The sequence below is a fragment of the Aquimarina besae genome, from assembly GCF_042434905.1.
GTDB lineage: Bacteria > Bacteroidota > Bacteroidia > Flavobacteriales > Flavobacteriaceae > Aquimarina.
On sequence record NZ_CP170199.1, the window covers coordinates 1,606,438 to 1,625,355 of the forward strand.

The window sequence follows — 18,918 nt, forward strand, 5'->3', positions numbered from 1 at the left end:
AATTATACTATTGAATAGTAAAAATCACATAATTATCGTTTGATGATTATTAGGGATGATATTCTGTCATTCCAACTTCTGCTCCAGGGAGTAGAATTCATTTTGTTCCGTCTTAGATCTCTCCAATACGATGTTGTTGGAGCGTACGGATAAGTACCGTGTACTGTACCTATCACTTTTCCTCTAAATCTAGTATCTTCATAAAAATAGAATTCTGCGTTATAACCATTCACTTCTATAGAGCTTACTTTATCTCCCCAACCTATTTCGTGTAAGTTGCTTATTTCTGTATAGCTGAAAGCAGAATAACTAATAGAAGAGCCACCATAATTTATATCCCAAAAAAGCTTTACATCAGCACCAATATTTGAACTCCTGTCAGTATCAGTATCGGTTGGATTGTTATTGAGTTCTTTTTTAAAATCAGAATTCTTATATGCTTCCATATCATCAAAAAGATGATAAATATGATCATTATCGTCAGTAATTATAGTGACTAGGTTTGGAAGATCAAATACTTTTTCCATAAACTCGTTATGTTCGCCAGGTTGTAATTCTGGTTGATCTGGATCAGAAAAATCTATTTTCAGGTCGTATCTATTTCCCTGATACACGTATGAATAAGTTTTTAATTCTTTGTTTTGATTTACCTCTTCGATTGAATCGATAGAATCTTTACTACACGAGAGTGTAAGAGTTGCAATTGCAATGAATAAAATGATTTGTTTCATGTTAAAAAAAATTAAGGTTAATAAATGATTTGTGTTTCTATCACATATCCTACTATTAATACCTTCATACTCTAAAGAGGTTACCCAATATTTGATGAAAAATCAGATTTTTTTTAAAATGCTTTTATGTGTATTTAAATTAAGAAGCTGCGAATTGTATTATAGCCGATATTTCATAAAAAAAGCGGTGAGAAAAAAGTTTTTCTCACCGCTTTTTATCAAAAAGGTAGTTTTCTAAATACCTAAGTCTTTCTTTACATCTGCCATTAAATCTTTTCCATCAGCAAGGATAACTCCTGTTCCTGTAGTAGAATCTAATACATACTGAAAACCTTGTGCTCTTGCTACTTTTTGGATAGAAACACGTGCGCTTTCATAAATAGGCTTTAGTAATTCAATTTCTTTTTTCTGAAGATCTTGTAAAGCATTTTGTCTATAATCTCCTATACTTTTTTCTGTAGCCTGAACTTCTTGAGCTCTTTTAGCATTTTCTTCTTCAGTTTTGGTAGGAGCTTCAGCTTGATACTTTTTCATGGTATTCTGTAATTCCAAAACCATGTTTCTGATTTCGGCTTCGTATGTCTTGTTTAGCTTTTCGATTTCGCTTTTAGCAGCTTTAAAAGCAGGCATGGCTTCTACTAGTTCCTGAGAAGCAATATGTGCTACTTTGGATTGCGCATTTACAAAACTTGAGGCTCCTAGGATGAATGCACAAGCTACAAATAGGGTTCTAAACTTTTTCATTTTTCAGTAATATTAAGTGTGTTATAAATTTAAAAATTAATTTTTCTAATTATCATCATTTTCCTTTGTCTCACCATCATCATTATTAGAGGGTGTTTCTTTTTTTAATTGCTCTTTTAGCGCTTGTATAGAATCTTTCTTTCTTTTTTGTGCTTCCAGAAGTTTAGCTCTTCTTGCTTCAAATTCCTTTTTCTTAGCTGCTCTGATAGAGTCTCTAGCCGCTCTTCTTTCTGCCAATAATTTTTCTCTCTCCGCTTGTTTCTGAGACGTAGCCTTTTCTCTGTCAGTTACTTCTTTTTCTTGTTCAACATTTCTTTTTTCAGCACGCTCTAACGCCTTTTTTTCTTTTTTACTATTTATTTGCTTTCTTTTAGAAGCTCTGTTGATTCTCAATAGTATTTGATCGCTTATATCATGTCTATCGGCAGAGTAAAGCATTACCAAATCTGCAGATTTGTCAAATATAAAATCATATTTTTTATTCTTTGCAACTTCTTGAACAGCTACAAAAACTTGATCTTGAACCGGTTGAACTAATCTCTTTTTTTGAAGAAATAAATCTCCATTAGGTCCAAATCTTTTTTGTTGATATTCTAATATTTCTTTTTCTTTAAAGAAAATATCTTCTTCTCTTTCTTCAATAAGCTCTTTGGTAAGTAGCACACGTTCGTTATTGAGATCTTTTCTCATTTGTTCTACTTCTTTTAACTCAGCTTCAATTTCTACTTTCCATTTTTGAACTTTGCTTTCCAGATCTGCGGATGCTTCATTATATTCGGGTACATTTTCCAATATATAATCCATGTCAATATAACCGATTCTAATACCTTTTTGAGCTTCTGCCGAATTGGAAAAAGATAACCAAAGGATAGCTGATAATACTAAAAGAACTTTTGTTTTCATGATCCTGTTTTGTTTATAGAAATAATCGTGCCAAAATTAAAATTGTTGTCCTATGATAAAATGAGTTTCCCATCCATTATTTCCAGTCGTACCCGGTATTGGGTCAAAACCGTACCCAAAATCTATACCCAGCAAACCAAAGGCAGGCATAAAGATACGTAAACCTGCTCCGGCAGAACGGTTTAATTGAAATGGATTGAATCCTCTAAAGCTATCATAAGATGCTCCTCCTTCTAAAAATGCCAGCATGTAAATAGATGCTGATGGTTTTAGAGTAATTGGATAACGAAGCTCTAACGAATATTTATTATAAATTGTTGCCCCATCTTCTATAAAATCTGGGTCATTAGCTCTACTTAACGGTATAATTGATTGATTTGGATATCCTCTTAGCGCTACAACTTCTCTTCCGTCTAGTGCTGTGGCACCCAGTCCATCTCCCCCCAAGAAAAATCTCTCAAAAGGAATGTTTCCTCTATTATTATTGTAGGCTCCCAGAAAACCATACTCAGCTCGAGTCCTAAGCACTAAGGGTTGTTTTCCTATTTTCGTAAGTGAGGTGTACCAGGTTGCATCAAATTTGATTTTGTAGTATTCTAACCAGTCAAAGCGTTCTTGGTCAATTTCTCCTCTTTCGGTCACTAAATCCTGAATTTCATCAACATCCAATCCCGAATTTCTATCGTTCAGTTGTTCTTCAATATCTGATCTTCTTTCGGCCAAGGCACTATAATCTTTTCCATCCCATAATGAGTAAGGAAGCGAAAGTTTGGCAATGATATTAAACTCGGATCCAGACGTTGGGAAAATTGGATTTACGGCTGTATTATTCCTGTTGATACCTATCGTATATGCTAAATTATTTGAGGAACCATTACCAAATGTAAATAATCTGGTATTATAGTTTTTTAGATTATAATGCTGAATACTTAATGCTTGCGACAAAGTAAAATAGTTATCAGGCCAATTTAACCTTTTTGCAATACCAATAGATCCACCGGTTATCAAGAACTTACTATCTCTGTCGACATCTCTTGTTCTATTGTTGAATAAGAATTGAATGGTATGAGAAAAAGAGGTAGAAAGCTGGAAAGGTCTTTTTCCTCCTAACCAAGGTTCTACAAATGATAAACTATATGTTTGAAAAAACTGACTTGCTTGCGCTCTTATACGAAGTGTTTGCCCATCACCCATAGGTAAGGGACTGTAAGCTTCTTTGTTAAAGATATTTCTGATAGAAAAGTTGCTGAACGCTAACCCTAGTGTTCCCACAAAACCTCCTCCACCAAAACCACCTTGAAGCTCGATCTGACTTGCTCCTTTTTCTACAACCGGATAGTTTATGTCAATAGTTCCTGCTTGCGGATCGGCGTTTTTAAATTGAGGTTCTAATTGCTCAGGATCAAAGAATCCTAATTGTCCAATTTCTCGAACTGTTCTAACTACAAGATCTTTGCTGTAAATCTGACCAGGTTTGGTTCTCAGGATTCGATAAATAACGTGATCATTTGTTTTGTCATTACCTGTGACGGTTATATGATCAAAACGTACAAGTTTTCCTTCACGAATTCTAATTTCGAAATCTATAGTGTCATTTTTAACATTGGTTTCTACAGCATCTATATTAGAAAACAAATATCCATTATTTTGATATAAGTTAGTAAGGTCGTTAGCATCTGGTTTAGTGTTATCTGCAATTTGTTTTTCTAGAAGCACTCCGTTGTATACATCTCCTTTTTTAATAACTAGCTGTCTTGCCAATTGATTGTCTGTATAAACACTGTTTCCTAAGAAATTAATATCTCCAAAATAGTATTTGTTTCCTTCTTCGATAGAAAGGTTTAATGAAACGCTGTTGTCATCTTCTACGATCAATGAATCAGAAGTAATACGGGCGTCTCTATAACCTTTTTCTTTGTATTTGCTAATAATGCTTTCCTTGTCCTCTTGGTAATCGTTTTTAATGTATTTTGAACGTTTCCAGAATCTCCAGATTTTTTTCTGTTTGGTGTTCTTCATAGCAGCCCTCACCTTATTATCAGAAAATTGTTCGTTTCCGTCAATTCTTATTTTATCAACTTTTACACGATCACCTTTGTCAATTCTAACGAGCATATTTACCTTGTTGGTTGGTACAGTGTCTTTTACAGGTGTAGTGTTGATAATAACTTTGGTGTTTAAAAAACCATCTTTACGATATTTATTGGTAATGAAATTTCGTGTGGTAGTGATAAGATTTTCTGTAACCTTTGTTCCAGGATTAAGACCGTTATCTTTAATAAGATCTTCAGCTTTTCGTTTTCTCACTCCTTCAATACGGGCCTGATTTAATTCTGGTACTTCTTGAATATTGATTTCAAGGAATGCTTTTTCACCTTCGACTTTAGTGATATAAAAATTGATATCGCTAAATAATTCAAGATCCCAAAGTTTTTTAATAACCTGGCTAATCCTGTCTCCTGGCAACGCGATTCTTTCCCCATTTTTCAGTCCGGTGAACGTTATGATGGTATTTTCACTGTAGGTTGACATTCCAGTCACCTTTATATCACCTATGATATATTCTTTTCCTGTCGTTCCGGGTAAGCTTTGTGCTGAAAGTAATACTGTGTTGAATAGAAATGCAATAAATGCAAAATACGTAATGGGTAATTTTTTTATCATCTTTTTAACTAAGCTGCTCACTAGTTTTTCCAAATCTTCTCTCTCTTTGTTGATAATTTAAAATAGCCTCAAATAAATCTGTTTTTTTAAAATCCGGCCATAATATTTCGGTAAAATATAACTCTGCATACGCAATCTGCCATAATAAGAAATTACTAATACGTTGTTCTCCACTGGTACGTATCAATAAGTCTACATCTGGTAGTGTTTTAGTATACAAATGCTCATTAATGACTGCTTCATTTATAAGATGTGGCGAAAGTACATTATTTTTAACTTTATTACTTATTTCTTGAATAGTTTTTATAAGCTCTTCTCTACTACCATAACTAAGAGCTAAGGAAAGTGTCATATGTTTGTTATCCTTAGTCTTTTCAATAACTTCCAGTAATTCTGTTCGGGCTTTTTGGGGTAATGCCTGTAGGTTTCCAATGGCATTCAATCGGATATTATTTTTTTGAAGTGTCTTGATTTCTTTTTTCAAAGAATTTACTAAAAGCTTCATTAAAGTTTCCACTTCTAGTTTAGGTCTGTTCCAATTTTCAGTGGAAAAAGCATATAAAGTAAGATATTTTACCCCTATTTCAGCTGCAGCTTCTACAGCTTCTCTAACTGCTTTTGTTCCATTTTCGTGGCCTACCGCTCTAAAAAAGCCTTTCTTTTTTGCCCATCTTCCATTACCATCCATAATAATGGCTATGTGCTTCGGGATATTAGAGTTAAGTTGTTCTTTATCAATCATTTTTTAGAATGCACAATAACACGGTATACGTCCCCATGTGTAGGATAATGTAATACCGGTAAATACATACCAGTCATTATTATCCAAATTACCAAATCCTGTTCCAAATGCATTGTCCGGATTACTTCCATCCAAATTATCGGTGAATGTATATCTTGCACCTATTTCTGCACCTAAGACCCAGTGTCTTCCTATCGTTTTCTTTATTCCAACCACCATTGGTATGGCTGCGTTCCATTTTTCGCTATACGCACTTATTTGATTTCCGTTATTTGGGTCGACTGCTTTAGCGCTATAGTTAAAACCGGTCAAGCCTGTATACAGATATGGAGTAAATTGTGGTTGTCCATCGTAGAGATACCATTCCCAGAAATTAAATTCTAGACCAACAGATAATTCTTTAACCGAATTATTGAAGCTAAACCCTCTTTGGGCCCTTCTGTCGTCTCCTCTGGAATCATTAGATTTAAGGTTGGCATATAAAAAAGAAGCTCTAAATGCGTGTCTTTTGCTTCGGTTCCATTTTCCAATGGCTCCAATAGCAAGTGCATTAGGCGATATATAGTAGGTTGATCCTACATCTCCAATATAATTAGAACCACCTGCCATTAGTCCAACCTCATACGTTTGTGAGGTGATAGATTGCCCAAAAAATAAAATTAATACAAAGGTTGCTAAGTATCTCATAGATTTTCAAAAGTTTGCAAATATAACAATTAACTTTACTACACAAGAATTTGAGTAAAATAGTATGAATTAAAAAACACTTTTTAGTAGATTTTATTGTTTAATTACGCTTATCTTCTCCCCAAAGCATTTTTTTTCGTAAAGTTTTCAAAAAGCTATCACCCTCCAAAACGACCATATTAATTTTAAATGGGGCTTTTTTAATAACAACCGTAGTTTCATTAGGTAATGTGTGTATTCTGGAATCGAGAGACACAAGGTAAGAGTCTTCTCTTCCAGAAACTTGTAACTTAATTTCTTTATCGTCAGGAATAACCAGCGGTCGTGCGTTGAGGTTATGCGGTGCGATAGGAGTAAGTACCATGCTTTCTGCGTCAGGCATCATTACAGGGCCTCCACAACTCAAAGAATACCCTGTAGAACCGGTTGGAGAAGAGACGATGAGTCCATCTGCCCAGTATGAGGTCAAAAACTCATCATTAAGACTTGTATGCACTGTTATCATCGAAGTTGTATTTCTTCTGCTAACCGCAATTTCATTCATTGCAAAATTAAGTACTCCAAACTCATCTGAATGTGGAACAGTGTCTATGGTAACAATTGTTCTTGGCGAGATATGATATTTTTTATCAAGGATAAGGTCGATCGTATCTTTTATTTCCTCCTTTTGGATGGTCGCTAAAAAGCCCAATCTACCCGTGTTAATACCTGCAATAGGAATACCTAAATCCCTTACATAAGTAATAGTTTTTAATATCGTTCCGTCCCCACCAATACTAAAAAAAAGATCGTACGAGTGATCCAGTTCTTCAAAAGTGCTAAAGTGAGAATAACTTTTATCGATATCATCGTGAAGATTGATGAGTTCCAAAAAGTTTTTCTCGATAACTACTTCGATATTATTTTTGTCCAATGCTTCTAACAGTTGCTGGATATATATTCCTGATTTTTCGTGATAGAATTGGCCGTAAATACCTATCTTCATTATGAACTGATTTGTTATGGTTTTGGTTGAATTAGGGAATCCTATATGTTAAGGTATTTTTCTAAATACTTTGATCTTTCTTTTAAGTTGTTTAAAAATGAGTCTTCCTGATGTTTAGAGACAATGTTATAGCTGTATCTTCTAAAGGTCTGAACAATGTTGTTGATATCGCTATCATTTATTTTTAGAGTAATTTGTGCAACATCATTCTCCATATTAGAAATGAAAAGTCCTAATAGCTTAGCATTGTTTGATTCTACAATTTGTGAAACTTCACTAAACGAATAATCTAAAACACCTTTTTCTACAATTAAAATGTTACCAGGTTCACTTAAAAAAGGGGTGTCGTTAAAAAGATTCATAATATCGCTCAGCTCAAAATATCCCTGATAACGATTATCATCATCCAGAACCGGCATAATGTTAGAATTATTTTGCGCAAAAGACTCTAGAATATCTAACCAGTTGGCATCATTTCTAACAAAGAAACCTTCCAAAGCATATAAGTATGATTCCAAAGTTTTTTCAGTTTCAAAACATCTTACATCAGCTTCTGATATACATCCAATATACACATCATCCTTTAAAACTGGAAAATGAGTATAGGTTAGTTCATTGAACAAGAATTGCGCGTCGGCAACTTTAGCAGTTGTCACCAGCGGATCTATTTCATTTATGATGTATAAGCTTGTCTTCATATTCCCGGGGCTTTTTATGCAAATTAATCAAAAATATGTAACCAAGGCACTCTCAAGTTCGTATTTTTGCTTTTTATTAAAAGTTATATCAAAAACTATGACAAAATTAAGTGTTAATATCAATAAAATAGCAACCTTACGTAACTCAAGAGGAGGTAACACTCCTAATTTGCTTAAAGTTGCTGCTGATATACAGGGTTTTGGAGCAGAAGGAATTACAATTCATCCCAGGCCGGATGAAAGACATATAAGATATCAGGATGCTTATGATTTAAAACCCGTCGTTCACACAGAGTATAATATTGAAGGAAATCCTATACCAAAGTTTATTGAATTAGTAAAAAAAGTAAAACCTACCCAGGTTACTCTAGTTCCTGATGCTGTGGATGCAATTACCAGTAATGCAGGTTGGGATACAGTAAAACACAAAAGCTTTTTAATAGAGGTGATTTCAGAATTCAAGAACAACGGGATACGTACTTCAATTTTTGTTGATCCTGCAGAAAAAATGATTGAGGGAGCAAAGGAAACCGGAACGGATCGAATAGAATTATACACAGAAACTTTTGCATCAGAATACGCCAAAGGAAATCGGGATGCCATTATTCCTTATGCAGTGTGTGCGAAGTTAGCAGCTGACTTAGGTATTGGTGTCAATGCAGGACACGACCTCTCTTTGGATAATATTAAATTCTTCAAGGATAATATACCTGGATTATTAGAAGTTTCTATAGGTCATGCGTTAATTAGCGAATCATTATACCTTGGGCTAGAAAATGTAGTTAATATGTATTTGCATAGGCTAAAATAATTGAAAGTATGAAGTTGCACGCAAACGTCTTCGGAGAGGGAACTCCGTTTTTAATTTTACATGGTTTTCTTGGTATGGGCGATAACTGGAAAACCCTGGCAAAGAAAATATCGGAATTTGGGTATCAGATACACCTGATAGACCAAAGAAATCACGGTAGGAGTCCTCATAGTGATGAATTTAATTATGAACTCTTATCTTCTGATTTATTAGAGTATTGTAAAGATAATCATCTGAAAAACATAATCTTGATGGGGCATTCTATGGGCGGTAAAACTGCAATGTTTTTTGCTGTTCACCATCCTGAAATTATAAATAAGTTAATTATAGCAGATATAGGCCCCAAACACTATCCTTTGCATCATCAAGACATATTAGACGGATTAAGTTCTTTGGACTTTGAGGTTTTAAAAAGTAGAGGAGAAGTGGATAAAGCATTGAGTGCATATGTTCAGGACGTAGGTGTTCGGATGTTTTTGATGAAAAATTTATTCTGGAAAGAAAAAGGGAAACTGGGATTGCGTATCAACCTAGATGGTTTGATGCAAAATTCTGCAGAAATCGGATTGGAATTACCCAAAGATTTTGTTTTTCAGGTTGATACTCTTTTTCTAAAAGGAGAAAAGTCTAACTACATATTAACCGAAGATGAAGAACAAATAAAAAAACAATTTCCAAAATCACAAATCAGAACTATTTCTAAGGCAGGGCATTGGTTGCATGCAGAAAATCCAACTGAATTTTTGACATCAGTGTTAGAATTTATTAAAATTTAAATAAAAAATGTTATGTATGCATAATATTTTAATGAATAGGTTGTATAAATGGTATTTTCTGCTAATTTTGGTGCATCAATTTTAAATATTCTAAAAAAACAAAAACAATTCTAATTAATTATGAAAAAACTACTATTATTAGTTCTATTTGCCTCAGTGACCTTTGTCACGTATGCTGGTGGATATAGAGTTAGTGTGCAAGGGCAGAGAGCGATGGCTATGGGGCACACAGGTGTTGCTGTGGTGAATAGTGCAGAGCTGGTATTCTTTAACCCGGCGGGTCTTGTCTACTTGGAAAATAAATTGAACATAAGTGCGGGAGCAAGTGGTATTTTTACAGATGTAATTTATCAAAATTCAGATCTTGGGATTTCTTCTGAAACAGATAGTTCTGTTGGAACCCCATTAAATTTATATGGATCGTATAAAGTAAATGACTGGTTAGCATTAGGTCTTGGGGTATATACACCTTATGGTAGTGAAGTTACTTGGCCAACGGATTGGGCAGGTTCTCATTTAGTAAATAATATTGACTTAGCTGCAATTTATATTCAGCCTGTTGTTTCTATTAAGCTTTCTGATCAATTTAGTATTGGTGGTGGTCCAATATTTGTTACGGGTTCTGTAAATTTTAACCGTAATGCGAATAGGACCACAACGGATTTAGAAGGTAATCGCTCCAATATTACTGTTGATGATACCGGAGTTAGTAACTGGGGATGGAGTGTAAGTGCTATGTTCAATCCAACTGAGAATTTTAGATTAGGATTTAGTTACCGAAGTGAAATTATTTTGGAGGCTGAAGGAGGAGAGGCTACTTTTGCAAACTTTCCTGTGACTACTGCTCCTGGTGTTCCTTCTAATGGGACTACAACGTTTAACGCAGAATTACCGTTGCCTGCAGAATTAACGGTGGGACTTTCTTATCAATTTCATAAAAAGTGGTTGTTTGCTTTTGACTATAACAGACAATTCTGGGATGTATATGAGTCTTTAGATATCCAGTTTGGTAATGGCGCTACTTCTTTAAATCCACGTAATTATAAAAATTCTTCTGTATATCGTTTCGGTCTACAGTATGATGCTACTTCCAAAATATCTCTAAGAGCAGGTTATTATATTGATGAGTCACCTGTTCAGTCTGGATTTTTTGCTCCAGAAACTCCACGTAACGATTCTCAAGGATTTACAGGTGGTGTAAGTTTTGCTATTACTCCTAAGTTGGCAATTGATGCTTCCTTTTTCTACCTAAGATTTGAAGAGGTAAACGAATCTTATGATTTTTATCAGGAGAATGGACAAAATGTTCCTTTCAGAGGGACTTATAAATCAAGCGCATTCGCGCCAGGACTTGGTTTAACTTATAAATTATAATAGTAAGATGAAAAATAATATAAAATATTTAGCAATTCTGGCATTAGGCTTAGTAGCGTGTGAACCAGAATTTGACGCTCCAATAGATGAAGCAGGAGTATATACCAGTGGCGAAGCAGATTTCTCTAATTATGTGGCTGTCGGGAATTCCTTAACAGCTGGTTTTGCGGATGGTGCATTATATATTACCGGTCAGGAAAATTCGTATCCTAATATATTATCTCAGCAATTTGCATTGGCTGGTGGAGGAGAATTTACACAACCGTTAATGGCAGATAACACCGGTGGAGCTTTATTAGGAGGGACACAGATTTTAAACAACAGGTTTGTTTTGGCTTTTGATGCAGAAGGAAATCCTGGCCCTGCTATATATACGGGAGCTACTCCAACCACAGAAATTTCTAATAATTTAGGAACTTCTTTTAATAATATGGGAGTGCCTGGTGCTAAAAGTTATCATTTAGATGCTCCTGGATATGGTAATGTTGCTGGTGTTGCTGTTGGTGCGGCAAATCCATATTATGCTAGGTTTGCTTCTTCGGCTGATGCCACGGTAATTGATGATGCTGTAGCGCAGAATCCTACATTTTTTAGTTTATGGATTGGAAATAATGATATCCTTAGTTTTGCTACTTCTGGAGGAGTTGGTGAAGATCACAATGAAACCGGAGAAGGAAATCCAGCTAATTATGGATCAAATGATATAACAAACAATGCTACTTTTGATATTGTGTATAGAGGCTTAGTTACAAAACTTACCTCCAATGGAGCTAAGGGAGTATTGCTAAATTTGCCAAGTGTAACGTCTTTGCCGTTTTTTACTACTGTACCCACCAATGCAGTACCATTAGATGCGCAAACTGCGGCATTTTTAAACTCCCAGTTTGTAGCTTATAATACTCAGGTGCTTCCTGGGTTAGCTCAATTTGGTTTAATTACTCCTGCAGAGGCGGTAAAAAGGCAGATTAATTTTGAAGCTGGACAGAATTTTGTAACAATAGTAGACGAATCCTTGACTGATATATCAGCAGCAATTCAAGGGCCTCCATTTAATCTGGATGCTCAAACGGCTGGACTTCTTGCTCAACTTAGACAAGCGACTTCTGCGGATTTAATCCCGTTGACATCTGCTGGTAACATTGGAGTGGACTTGACCGGAGACGGAACTCTAATTACAGGTGTTTCTGTGCCATTAGGGGATGCAGATGTATTGACGGAAGCGGAGCAAGCTGCTATTGCTAGTGCGCAAGCCTCTTTTAATGCTACAATCAAAGACGTGGCTACTGCTAATGGTTTAGCTTTTGTAGACGTAAAGACAATTTTATCACAAGCAGCTGGTGGAGGTATTCCATTCGACTCTGGAGTGGTAACTTCTGATTTTGTGACTGGTGGAGGTTTTTCTCTAGACGGAGTACATCCTACACCTAGAGCACATGCGCTTTTAACTAATGCAATATTAGATGAAATAGAAGATACTTATGGTGCTGCTTTACCTTCGGTTAATCCAGGAGATTATGGAACGATCACACTTAATAATGAAGTAAACTAAGGTTTTTTTCTAAATAAAATAAGAGCCTGCTATTATTTCTATAGCAGGTTTTTTTGTATATTATTTTCAGTACTTTCATAACTTATTAATTTTACAGACATGAAATTTTTAATAAAAATGATTCTTAGTGCTATTGCTGTATTGGTTTTAGCAGAGATTTTGCCCGGGGTGGGAATCGATAATTATGTGAGCGCTCTTATTGTAGCAGTACTTTTAGCTATATTAAATACCATTGTAAAACCTTTATTGGTTATTTTAACCTTACCTGTTACGATATTGACATTGGGTTTATTTTTATTAGTAATCAATGCGGCTATCATACTGATTGCAGATCATTTTGTTTCAGGATTTAGTGTAAATGGCTGGTTATGGGCAATAGTATTTAGTGTTTTATTATCCCTGTTTCAATCAATATTATACTCTATTTTGAAGAAAGATAAAAGTTAACTGTTTTTCAGGAAGTTAAAACTTTGTTGAGTTCTAAAAAAGTATTACTTTTGCAACCCGATTTTTAGTACAAAAAAGTAGAGATAATGAATATTTCAAAAGAGCAATTAGACGATTTAAATGCTGTAGTAACAGTAGATATTGCAAAAGAAGATTATAGTGATAAGGTGGATAGTATCCTTAAAGATTATCGTAAGAACGCCAATATTCCGGGCTTTAGAAAAGGTCATGTGCCGATGGGATTGGTTAAAAAGCAATATGGGAAAGCCGTTTTGGTAGACGAAGTAAATAAATTGTTGCAAGATGCTCTTAATAAGTATCTTACTGAAGAAAAATTAGATGTTTTAGGTAATCCTTTACCTAAGGAGCAAGAAAACTTTGACTGGGATAGCGATAATTATTCTTTTGAGTTTGAATTAGGTTTAGCGCCAAAATTTGAAGTGAAATTTAACGGTAAAAAACCAATTACTCATTATAAAATTGTTGCTACTGATGAAATGATAGATAATCAGATTAAAACCATCCAGAAGCAGTATGGAAAGTTAGTTTCAAAGGATAGTGCAGAAAAAGAAGATTTGATCACTGGTACCTTTGAAAATGAGGAAAAAGGGATTGATAATCAAACTACCATTTCTTTAGATAAAATAAAAGGTAAGAAAAACGTAGATAAATTTATTGGTGCTAAAGTTGGTGATGTTCTTACCTTAAAAACAAAAGGTTTATTTGCAGACGATCACGATTTGATGAATGCTCTTAAGGTAGAGCACGACGAGGCACACGGGTTAGATATCGAAGTGACTTTTACAATTTCTGAGATCAATCATCAGGAATTGGCGGATCTCGATCAGGAATTGTTTGATAAACTGTATGGAAAGGATGCTGTTAAAACAGTTACGGAGTTAAAAGAGAAAATTAAAGAAGATGCTAATCGTCAATTTGTTCAACAATCCGATCAACAATTACTAAATGATGTTACCGAGAGCGTTTTAGAAAATACTAAATTCGACCTTCCAGCAGCGTTTTTGCAAAAATGGATTCAAGCAACAGGAGAGAAACCGTTGACAGAAGATGAGGCAAAAGATGAGTATGAGAAAAGTGAAAAGGGATTGCGTTTTCAGTTAATTGAAGGAAAAATAATTAATGATAATAATCTTCAGGTTACTTTTGAAGAATTAAAAGAATATGCAAAAGATTTGATTAAAGGTCAAATGGCACAATTCGGTCAGATGTCACCAGAAGATAAAGAGCTAGAAGATATTGCTGCCAGAATTTTATCTAATCAGGAAGAGGTAAAAAGAATTTCTGAGCAACTTATGAGTCAGAAATTACTAGCCTACTATAAGGAGAATGTTAAATTGAAGGAAAAAGAAGTTAGTTTTGAGGACTTTGTAAAAGAAGTTTACAAATAATCAACATATACTTCATAAGGAATTTATACTTATATTTAGGGCGTTAAACCATGATTTGGTTAACGCCTTTTTTATAAAAATAAAATTTCAGAAAAAGAACATATGAATTACGGAAAAGAATTCGAAAAATACGCAACACAGCATCACGGTATAAGCAGTAATTACTACAATAAGATAATTAGTAGTATGTATCCAACTGGGATGACACCAAATATCATAGAAGAACGTCAAATGAACGTCGCTATTTTTGATGTATTCTCTCGTTTGATGATGGATCGTATTATCTTTTTAGGTACCGGAATCAATGATCAGGTAGCAAATATCATACAAGCTCAATTATTGTTTTTGGAAAGTGTAGATTCGTCAAAAGATATTCAGATTTATATAAATTCTCCTGGAGGAAGCGTATATGCTGGATTAGGTATTTATGATACGATGCAATTTATTAAACCTGATGTAGCAACCATCTGTACAGGAATGGCTGCATCTATGGGAGCTGTATTATTATGTGCAGGAGAAAAAGGAAAGCGCTCTGGATTGCCTCATAGTAGAGTGATGATCCATCAACCTCTGGGAGGAGCGCAGGGTCAGGCTAGTGATATAGAAATCACAGCTCGAGAGATCTTGACATTAAAAGAAGAACTCTACAGGATCATAGCTAAACATTCTGGACAGACGTATGAAAAAGTGTATGAGGATAGTGATAGAGATTATTGGATGAAAGCTGATAAGGCTCTTGAGTATGGAATGATTGATGAAATATTGACAAGAGAATAATTTATTTAAATTAATAATGGCAGATACATACAGTCTGCACCCCTAGAAACAAGTCTGTCATACCGCGGTTATAGACAGGATTTTGAAATAGATAATTATGCCGAAAGAAGATTTAGAATGCTCGTTTTGTGGAAGAAAGAAACCGGAAACCAATTTGCTTATTGCTGGTTTAGATGCGCATATATGTGATCGTTGTATAGTACAGGCTCACGGAATAGTGGTGGAAGAAGCAAAAGATGAAGAAGCAGGAGAACTTAGCTCTGAATTAATGCTTCGTAAGCCAATGGCTATTAAGAAATTTTTGGACGAATACGTGATTGGACAGGAATTTACTAAGAAAGTTATGTCTGTTGCTGTATACAATCATTATAAACGTTTATTACAACCTAATACTGATGATGATATCGAAATCCAGAAGAGTAATATCATAATGGTTGGACAGACGGGTACAGGTAAAACACTAATCGCAAAGACAATCGCGAAAATGCTTAACGTGCCTTTGGCTATTGTGGATGCTACGGTACTTACTGAAGCTGGATATGTAGGTGAAGATGTAGAAAGTATTCTTACACGTTTATTACAAGCAGCGGATTATAATCTTGAAAAAGCTCAAAGAGGTATTGTTTTTATTGATGAGATCGATAAAATTGCCCGTAAAAGTGATAATCCAAGTATCACAAGAGACGTCTCTGGAGAAGGAGTACAGCAGGCCTTACTTAAATTATTAGAAGGAACCGTGGTTAACGTTCCGCCTAAGGGTGGGCGTAAACATCCGGATCAAAAGTTTATTGAAGTAAATACTGAGAATATACTTTTTATTGCAGGAGGAGCATTTGATGGAATTGAGAAAGCTATACAAAAACGTCTGAATATGCAAGCTATGGGCTTCAGTGCTTCTAAGTCTGAAGACGTCATAGAAAAGGATAACTTATTACAGTATATAATTCCTAAGGATTTAAAAGATTTTGGATTAATTCCAGAGATTATTGGTCGTTTACCAGTATTAACACATATGAACCCTTTAGATAATGAGACACTTAGAGCTATTCTTACGGAGCCTAAAAATGCCATTATAAAGCAGTATAAAAAGCTTTTTGAGATGGATAGCATAGAGTTTACAATTACGCCTGGAGCTCTGGATTATATAGTAGAAAGAGCAGTAGAGTACAAGTTAGGTGCAAGAGGTTTGCGTTCTTTATGTGAAGCCATATTAACGGATGCTATGTATGAACTACCAGAGAGTCAAGAAACCGAATTAAGAGTAACAAAGGATTATGCAGAGAAAAAACTAAATAAGTCCACCATAAACAAATTAAAAGCGGTCTCTTAATTCGTATATGAATATATACAAGTCTAAAAAACTAACTCCTTAAGTTATTAAAAGCTTAAGGAGTTTTTGTTTGTATAGGTATTATAATCTCTTTTAGTATAGGTGTAGACTCAGTAATAAATTTTGCTTGAAATCTTAAGCTTTAGAAAATTAATCTTCCTCTGAGTACAGTACTTCATCACGTTTTTTAGAAATAATTTCTTCGGTATTTTTTATAACCAAATCCTTACTATTTTTGAGTTCAATATTAAAGCCGTTTTTAGCAATCAGTACTTCGTAAAATGCGACTTTAGAGGTTTCTCCGTAGCAAATCTTGTCACTGTCGTTAATCGAATTTTTTAGACAAGATTTTAAAACAGTAATATTTTTAGCAAAAACTTCTTTTTTAGAATTGTTATCTTTAGATGTAATATCTACTTCTTGTGCGGTACTTATTAAAGAAACTGAAATAAAAACAATACTAAGTAAGAAATTTTTCATATTTGGGACTGTGTTGAATTATAACTAACTGGTAACAAATTTAATACGAAAAGGAGGTGTGAAAAAGATATTTTTTATTTTTTAGTTCAATCGTTTTTTTTAATCGACGAACTACTCAAATTTTGTCAAAAAATAGATTTTCTTACGTATATTTTTTACGTTAAAACCGTAAATTAAATTTTTGGATTAGGGAATTTTACCCTGTTTTAAAGCTAAAGTGTGTTTTGATCAATTTTAAATAGAATATGACTGTGCTTTATTCAAAATCAGTAACTCTTCAATGTACTTTCTAGAATTAGAGAGTCTTGGAATCTTATGTTGACCTCCAAGTTTGTTATTTTTTTTCAACCAATCATAAAATAAATGAGATCGGGCTTCATTGATTTGTAGTAAATTCAATGTAGTATTATTATATCTCTTGGCTTCATAATCGCTGTTGATGTTTTGAAGGTGTTGATCTAAAATTTTTGCAAAATATTCAAGATTTTCTGGGTGTTTTTTAAATTCAATCATCCATTCGTGAGCCCCCTTTTCTTTTCCTTTCATAAAAATAGGAGCTACGGTATAATCGATAATCTCACTACCCGTTTCTTTTGCGGTTTTCCTAAGTGCTTCTTCAGCATTTTCTATGATTAGCTCTTCTCCAAATACATTGATATGGTGTTTGGTTCTCCCTGATACCTTGATTCTATATGGGTTTGTTGAGGTAAAACGAACTGTATCTCCAATTTTGTATCTCCATAAACCAGCATTGGTGGTAATAATAACAGCATAGTTTTTTCCGATTTCAACATCACTTAATGCAATAACCTTTTCATCGTTTGTACCATAAGTATCCATAGGTATAAATTCATAAAAAATACCGTAATCAAGCATTAATAATAATTCTGACGACTCGTTTTGATCCTGAATAGCAAAAAAGCCTTCGGATGCATTGTAAATTTCATAATACCTGAAAGAATCTCTTGGAAGTATCTTTTTATATTGATCCATATAAGGTTCAAAACTTACACCTCCATGAAAATACACTTCCATATTTTTCCATATTTCAAAAAGGTGCTCTTTTCCGGTAGTCTCCAGTACCTGATTTAATAAAACCAGCATCCAAGAAGGTACACCGGCAAGACTGGTAACATTTTCCTGAATGGTTTCATTTACGATAGCCATCATTTTAATCTCCCAATCACTCATTAAAGAAACTTCGTTGCTGGGTGTTGAACTGAATTCTGCCCAAAATGGCATATTGTCAATAATAATCGCCGATAAATCCCCAAATGACGTTCCATTTTTTTTATATAACTCTTTACTTCCACCTAGACGTAAGCTTTTTCCGGTAAATAATTTAGAATTTTCGTTGTTATTGAGATACATGCATAAAAGATCTTTTCCAGCGGCGTAGTGACAATCTTCTAAAGACTCCTGACTAACGGGGATGAATTTACTTTTGGCATTCGTGGTTCCACTGGATTTTGCAAACCATTTTATCGGGGTAGGCCAATAAATATTATGTTCTCCAAGCCTACTACGCTCAATCATATCTTCATAATCTTCATATGATCGAATTGGAACACGCTCTTTAAAAGTTTCATAATTATGAATAGATGAGAAATCATAATTTTTACCAAATTCTGTATTTCTGGCCGTTTCAAGCAGAACGTGTAATAATTCCAGCTGTACCTCATTAGGATATTTTAGAAAAAGCTCCATCTGATGAAAACGCTTTTTTAGAAACCAGCTAGCGATCGAGTTGACTAATGGGATTGGCATTTTTTGATGTATCTTTAGGCTGTAATTAGCATTAATATGATTGT

18 protein-coding genes are annotated in these 18,918 nt (G+C 34.4%); 8 read left to right on the forward strand and 10 right to left on the reverse strand.

What is annotated here, in order from left to right; genetic code table 11:
- Positions 1-32 precede the first annotated feature (32 nt).
- The 8 genes from ACE94K_RS06875 to ACE94K_RS06910 form a co-directional block, all read right to left on the reverse strand.
- The gene (locus tag ACE94K_RS06875) at positions 33-731 is read right to left on the reverse strand and encodes a hypothetical protein (protein WP_378181865.1); all 699 of its coding nucleotides are present in this window, start codon (positions 729-731) and stop codon (positions 33-35) included.
- Positions 732-965: 234 nt separating this feature from the next.
- Entirely contained in the window at positions 966-1,475 is a 510-nt protein-coding gene (locus tag ACE94K_RS06880; RefSeq protein WP_378181868.1) for an OmpH family outer membrane protein, read from the reverse strand.
- A gap of 45 nt (positions 1,476-1,520) precedes the next feature.
- Positions 1,521-2,378: an OmpH family outer membrane protein gene (locus ACE94K_RS06885; RefSeq protein ID WP_378181871.1), complete on the reverse strand. Its 858-nt coding sequence runs from the start codon at positions 2,376-2,378 to the stop codon at positions 1,521-1,523.
- 36 nt (positions 2,379-2,414) lie between these two features.
- Positions 2,415-5,042, reverse strand: coding sequence for an outer membrane protein assembly factor (locus tag ACE94K_RS06890; RefSeq protein ID WP_378181874.1), 2,628 nt, complete (start codon positions 5,040-5,042; stop codon positions 2,415-2,417).
- A gap of 4 nt (positions 5,043-5,046) precedes the next feature.
- Positions 5,047-5,784 carry an isoprenyl transferase gene (locus tag ACE94K_RS06895; RefSeq protein WP_378181877.1) on the reverse strand — a complete coding sequence of 246 codons (738 nt, stop codon included), beginning with the start codon at positions 5,782-5,784 and terminating at the stop codon, positions 5,047-5,049.
- A gap of 3 nt (positions 5,785-5,787) precedes the next feature.
- Positions 5,788-6,471 (reverse strand): DUF6089 family protein, encoded by a 684-nt coding sequence (locus ACE94K_RS06900; protein ID WP_378181880.1) that lies wholly within the window; start codon positions 6,469-6,471, stop codon positions 5,788-5,790.
- A gap of 100 nt (positions 6,472-6,571) precedes the next feature.
- Positions 6,572-7,456 (reverse strand): NAD kinase, encoded by an 885-nt coding sequence (locus ACE94K_RS06905; RefSeq protein ID WP_378181883.1) that lies wholly within the window; start codon positions 7,454-7,456, stop codon positions 6,572-6,574.
- Between the two features lie 41 nt (positions 7,457-7,497).
- Positions 7,498-8,154 carry a CBS domain-containing protein gene (locus tag ACE94K_RS06910; protein WP_378181886.1) on the reverse strand — a complete coding sequence of 219 codons (657 nt, stop codon included), beginning with the start codon at positions 8,152-8,154 and terminating at the stop codon, positions 7,498-7,500.
- A 97-nt stretch (positions 8,155-8,251) separates the two neighbouring features.
- Here ACE94K_RS06910 and ACE94K_RS06915 point away from each other — a divergent pair, with 97 nt between their 5' ends.
- The 8 genes from ACE94K_RS06915 to clpX all read left to right on the forward strand — a co-directional run bounded on the left by ACE94K_RS06915 (position 8,252) and on the right by clpX (position 16,627).
- On the forward strand, positions 8,252-8,965 hold the full coding sequence (locus tag ACE94K_RS06915; RefSeq protein WP_378181889.1) for a pyridoxine 5'-phosphate synthase: 714 nt from the start codon (positions 8,252-8,254) through the stop codon (positions 8,963-8,965).
- An 8-nt stretch (positions 8,966-8,973) separates the two neighbouring features.
- Positions 8,974-9,741 carry an alpha/beta fold hydrolase gene (locus tag ACE94K_RS06920; RefSeq protein ID WP_378181892.1) on the forward strand — a complete coding sequence of 256 codons (768 nt, stop codon included), beginning with the start codon at positions 8,974-8,976 and terminating at the stop codon, positions 9,739-9,741.
- 120 nt (positions 9,742-9,861) lie between these two features.
- The gene (locus ACE94K_RS06925) at positions 9,862-11,115 is read left to right on the forward strand and encodes an OmpP1/FadL family transporter (RefSeq protein ID WP_378181895.1); all 1,254 of its coding nucleotides are present in this window, start codon (positions 9,862-9,864) and stop codon (positions 11,113-11,115) included.
- Between the two features lie 7 nt (positions 11,116-11,122).
- The gene (locus ACE94K_RS06930) at positions 11,123-12,664 is read left to right on the forward strand and encodes a G-D-S-L family lipolytic protein (protein ID WP_378181898.1); all 1,542 of its coding nucleotides are present in this window, start codon (positions 11,123-11,125) and stop codon (positions 12,662-12,664) included.
- A 99-nt stretch (positions 12,665-12,763) separates the two neighbouring features.
- A complete protein-coding gene (locus tag ACE94K_RS06935) occupies positions 12,764-13,111 on the forward strand; it encodes a phage holin family protein (RefSeq protein ID WP_378181901.1) in 348 nt (115 codons plus the stop codon).
- A gap of 86 nt (positions 13,112-13,197) precedes the next feature.
- Entirely contained in the window at positions 13,198-14,520 is a 1,323-nt protein-coding gene (gene tig, locus ACE94K_RS06940; RefSeq protein ID WP_378181904.1) for a trigger factor, read from the forward strand.
- A 102-nt stretch (positions 14,521-14,622) separates the two neighbouring features.
- Positions 14,623-15,297: an ATP-dependent Clp endopeptidase proteolytic subunit ClpP gene (gene clpP, locus ACE94K_RS06945; protein WP_378181907.1), complete on the forward strand. Its 675-nt coding sequence runs from the start codon at positions 14,623-14,625 to the stop codon at positions 15,295-15,297.
- A gap of 97 nt (positions 15,298-15,394) precedes the next feature.
- Positions 15,395-16,627, forward strand: coding sequence for an ATP-dependent Clp protease ATP-binding subunit ClpX (clpX, locus tag ACE94K_RS06950; RefSeq protein WP_378181910.1), 1,233 nt, complete (start codon positions 15,395-15,397; stop codon positions 16,625-16,627).
- 150 nt (positions 16,628-16,777) lie between these two features.
- On the opposite strand, the gene ACE94K_RS06955 is transcribed toward clpX, so the two are convergent.
- Entirely contained in the window at positions 16,778-17,107 is a 330-nt protein-coding gene (locus tag ACE94K_RS06955; protein WP_378181913.1) for a hypothetical protein, read from the reverse strand.
- A 234-nt stretch (positions 17,108-17,341) separates the two neighbouring features.
- Entirely contained in the window at positions 17,342-18,874 is a 1,533-nt protein-coding gene (locus tag ACE94K_RS06960) for a GH3 auxin-responsive promoter family protein (protein ID WP_378181916.1), read from the reverse strand.
- Positions 18,875-18,918 lie beyond the last annotated feature (44 nt).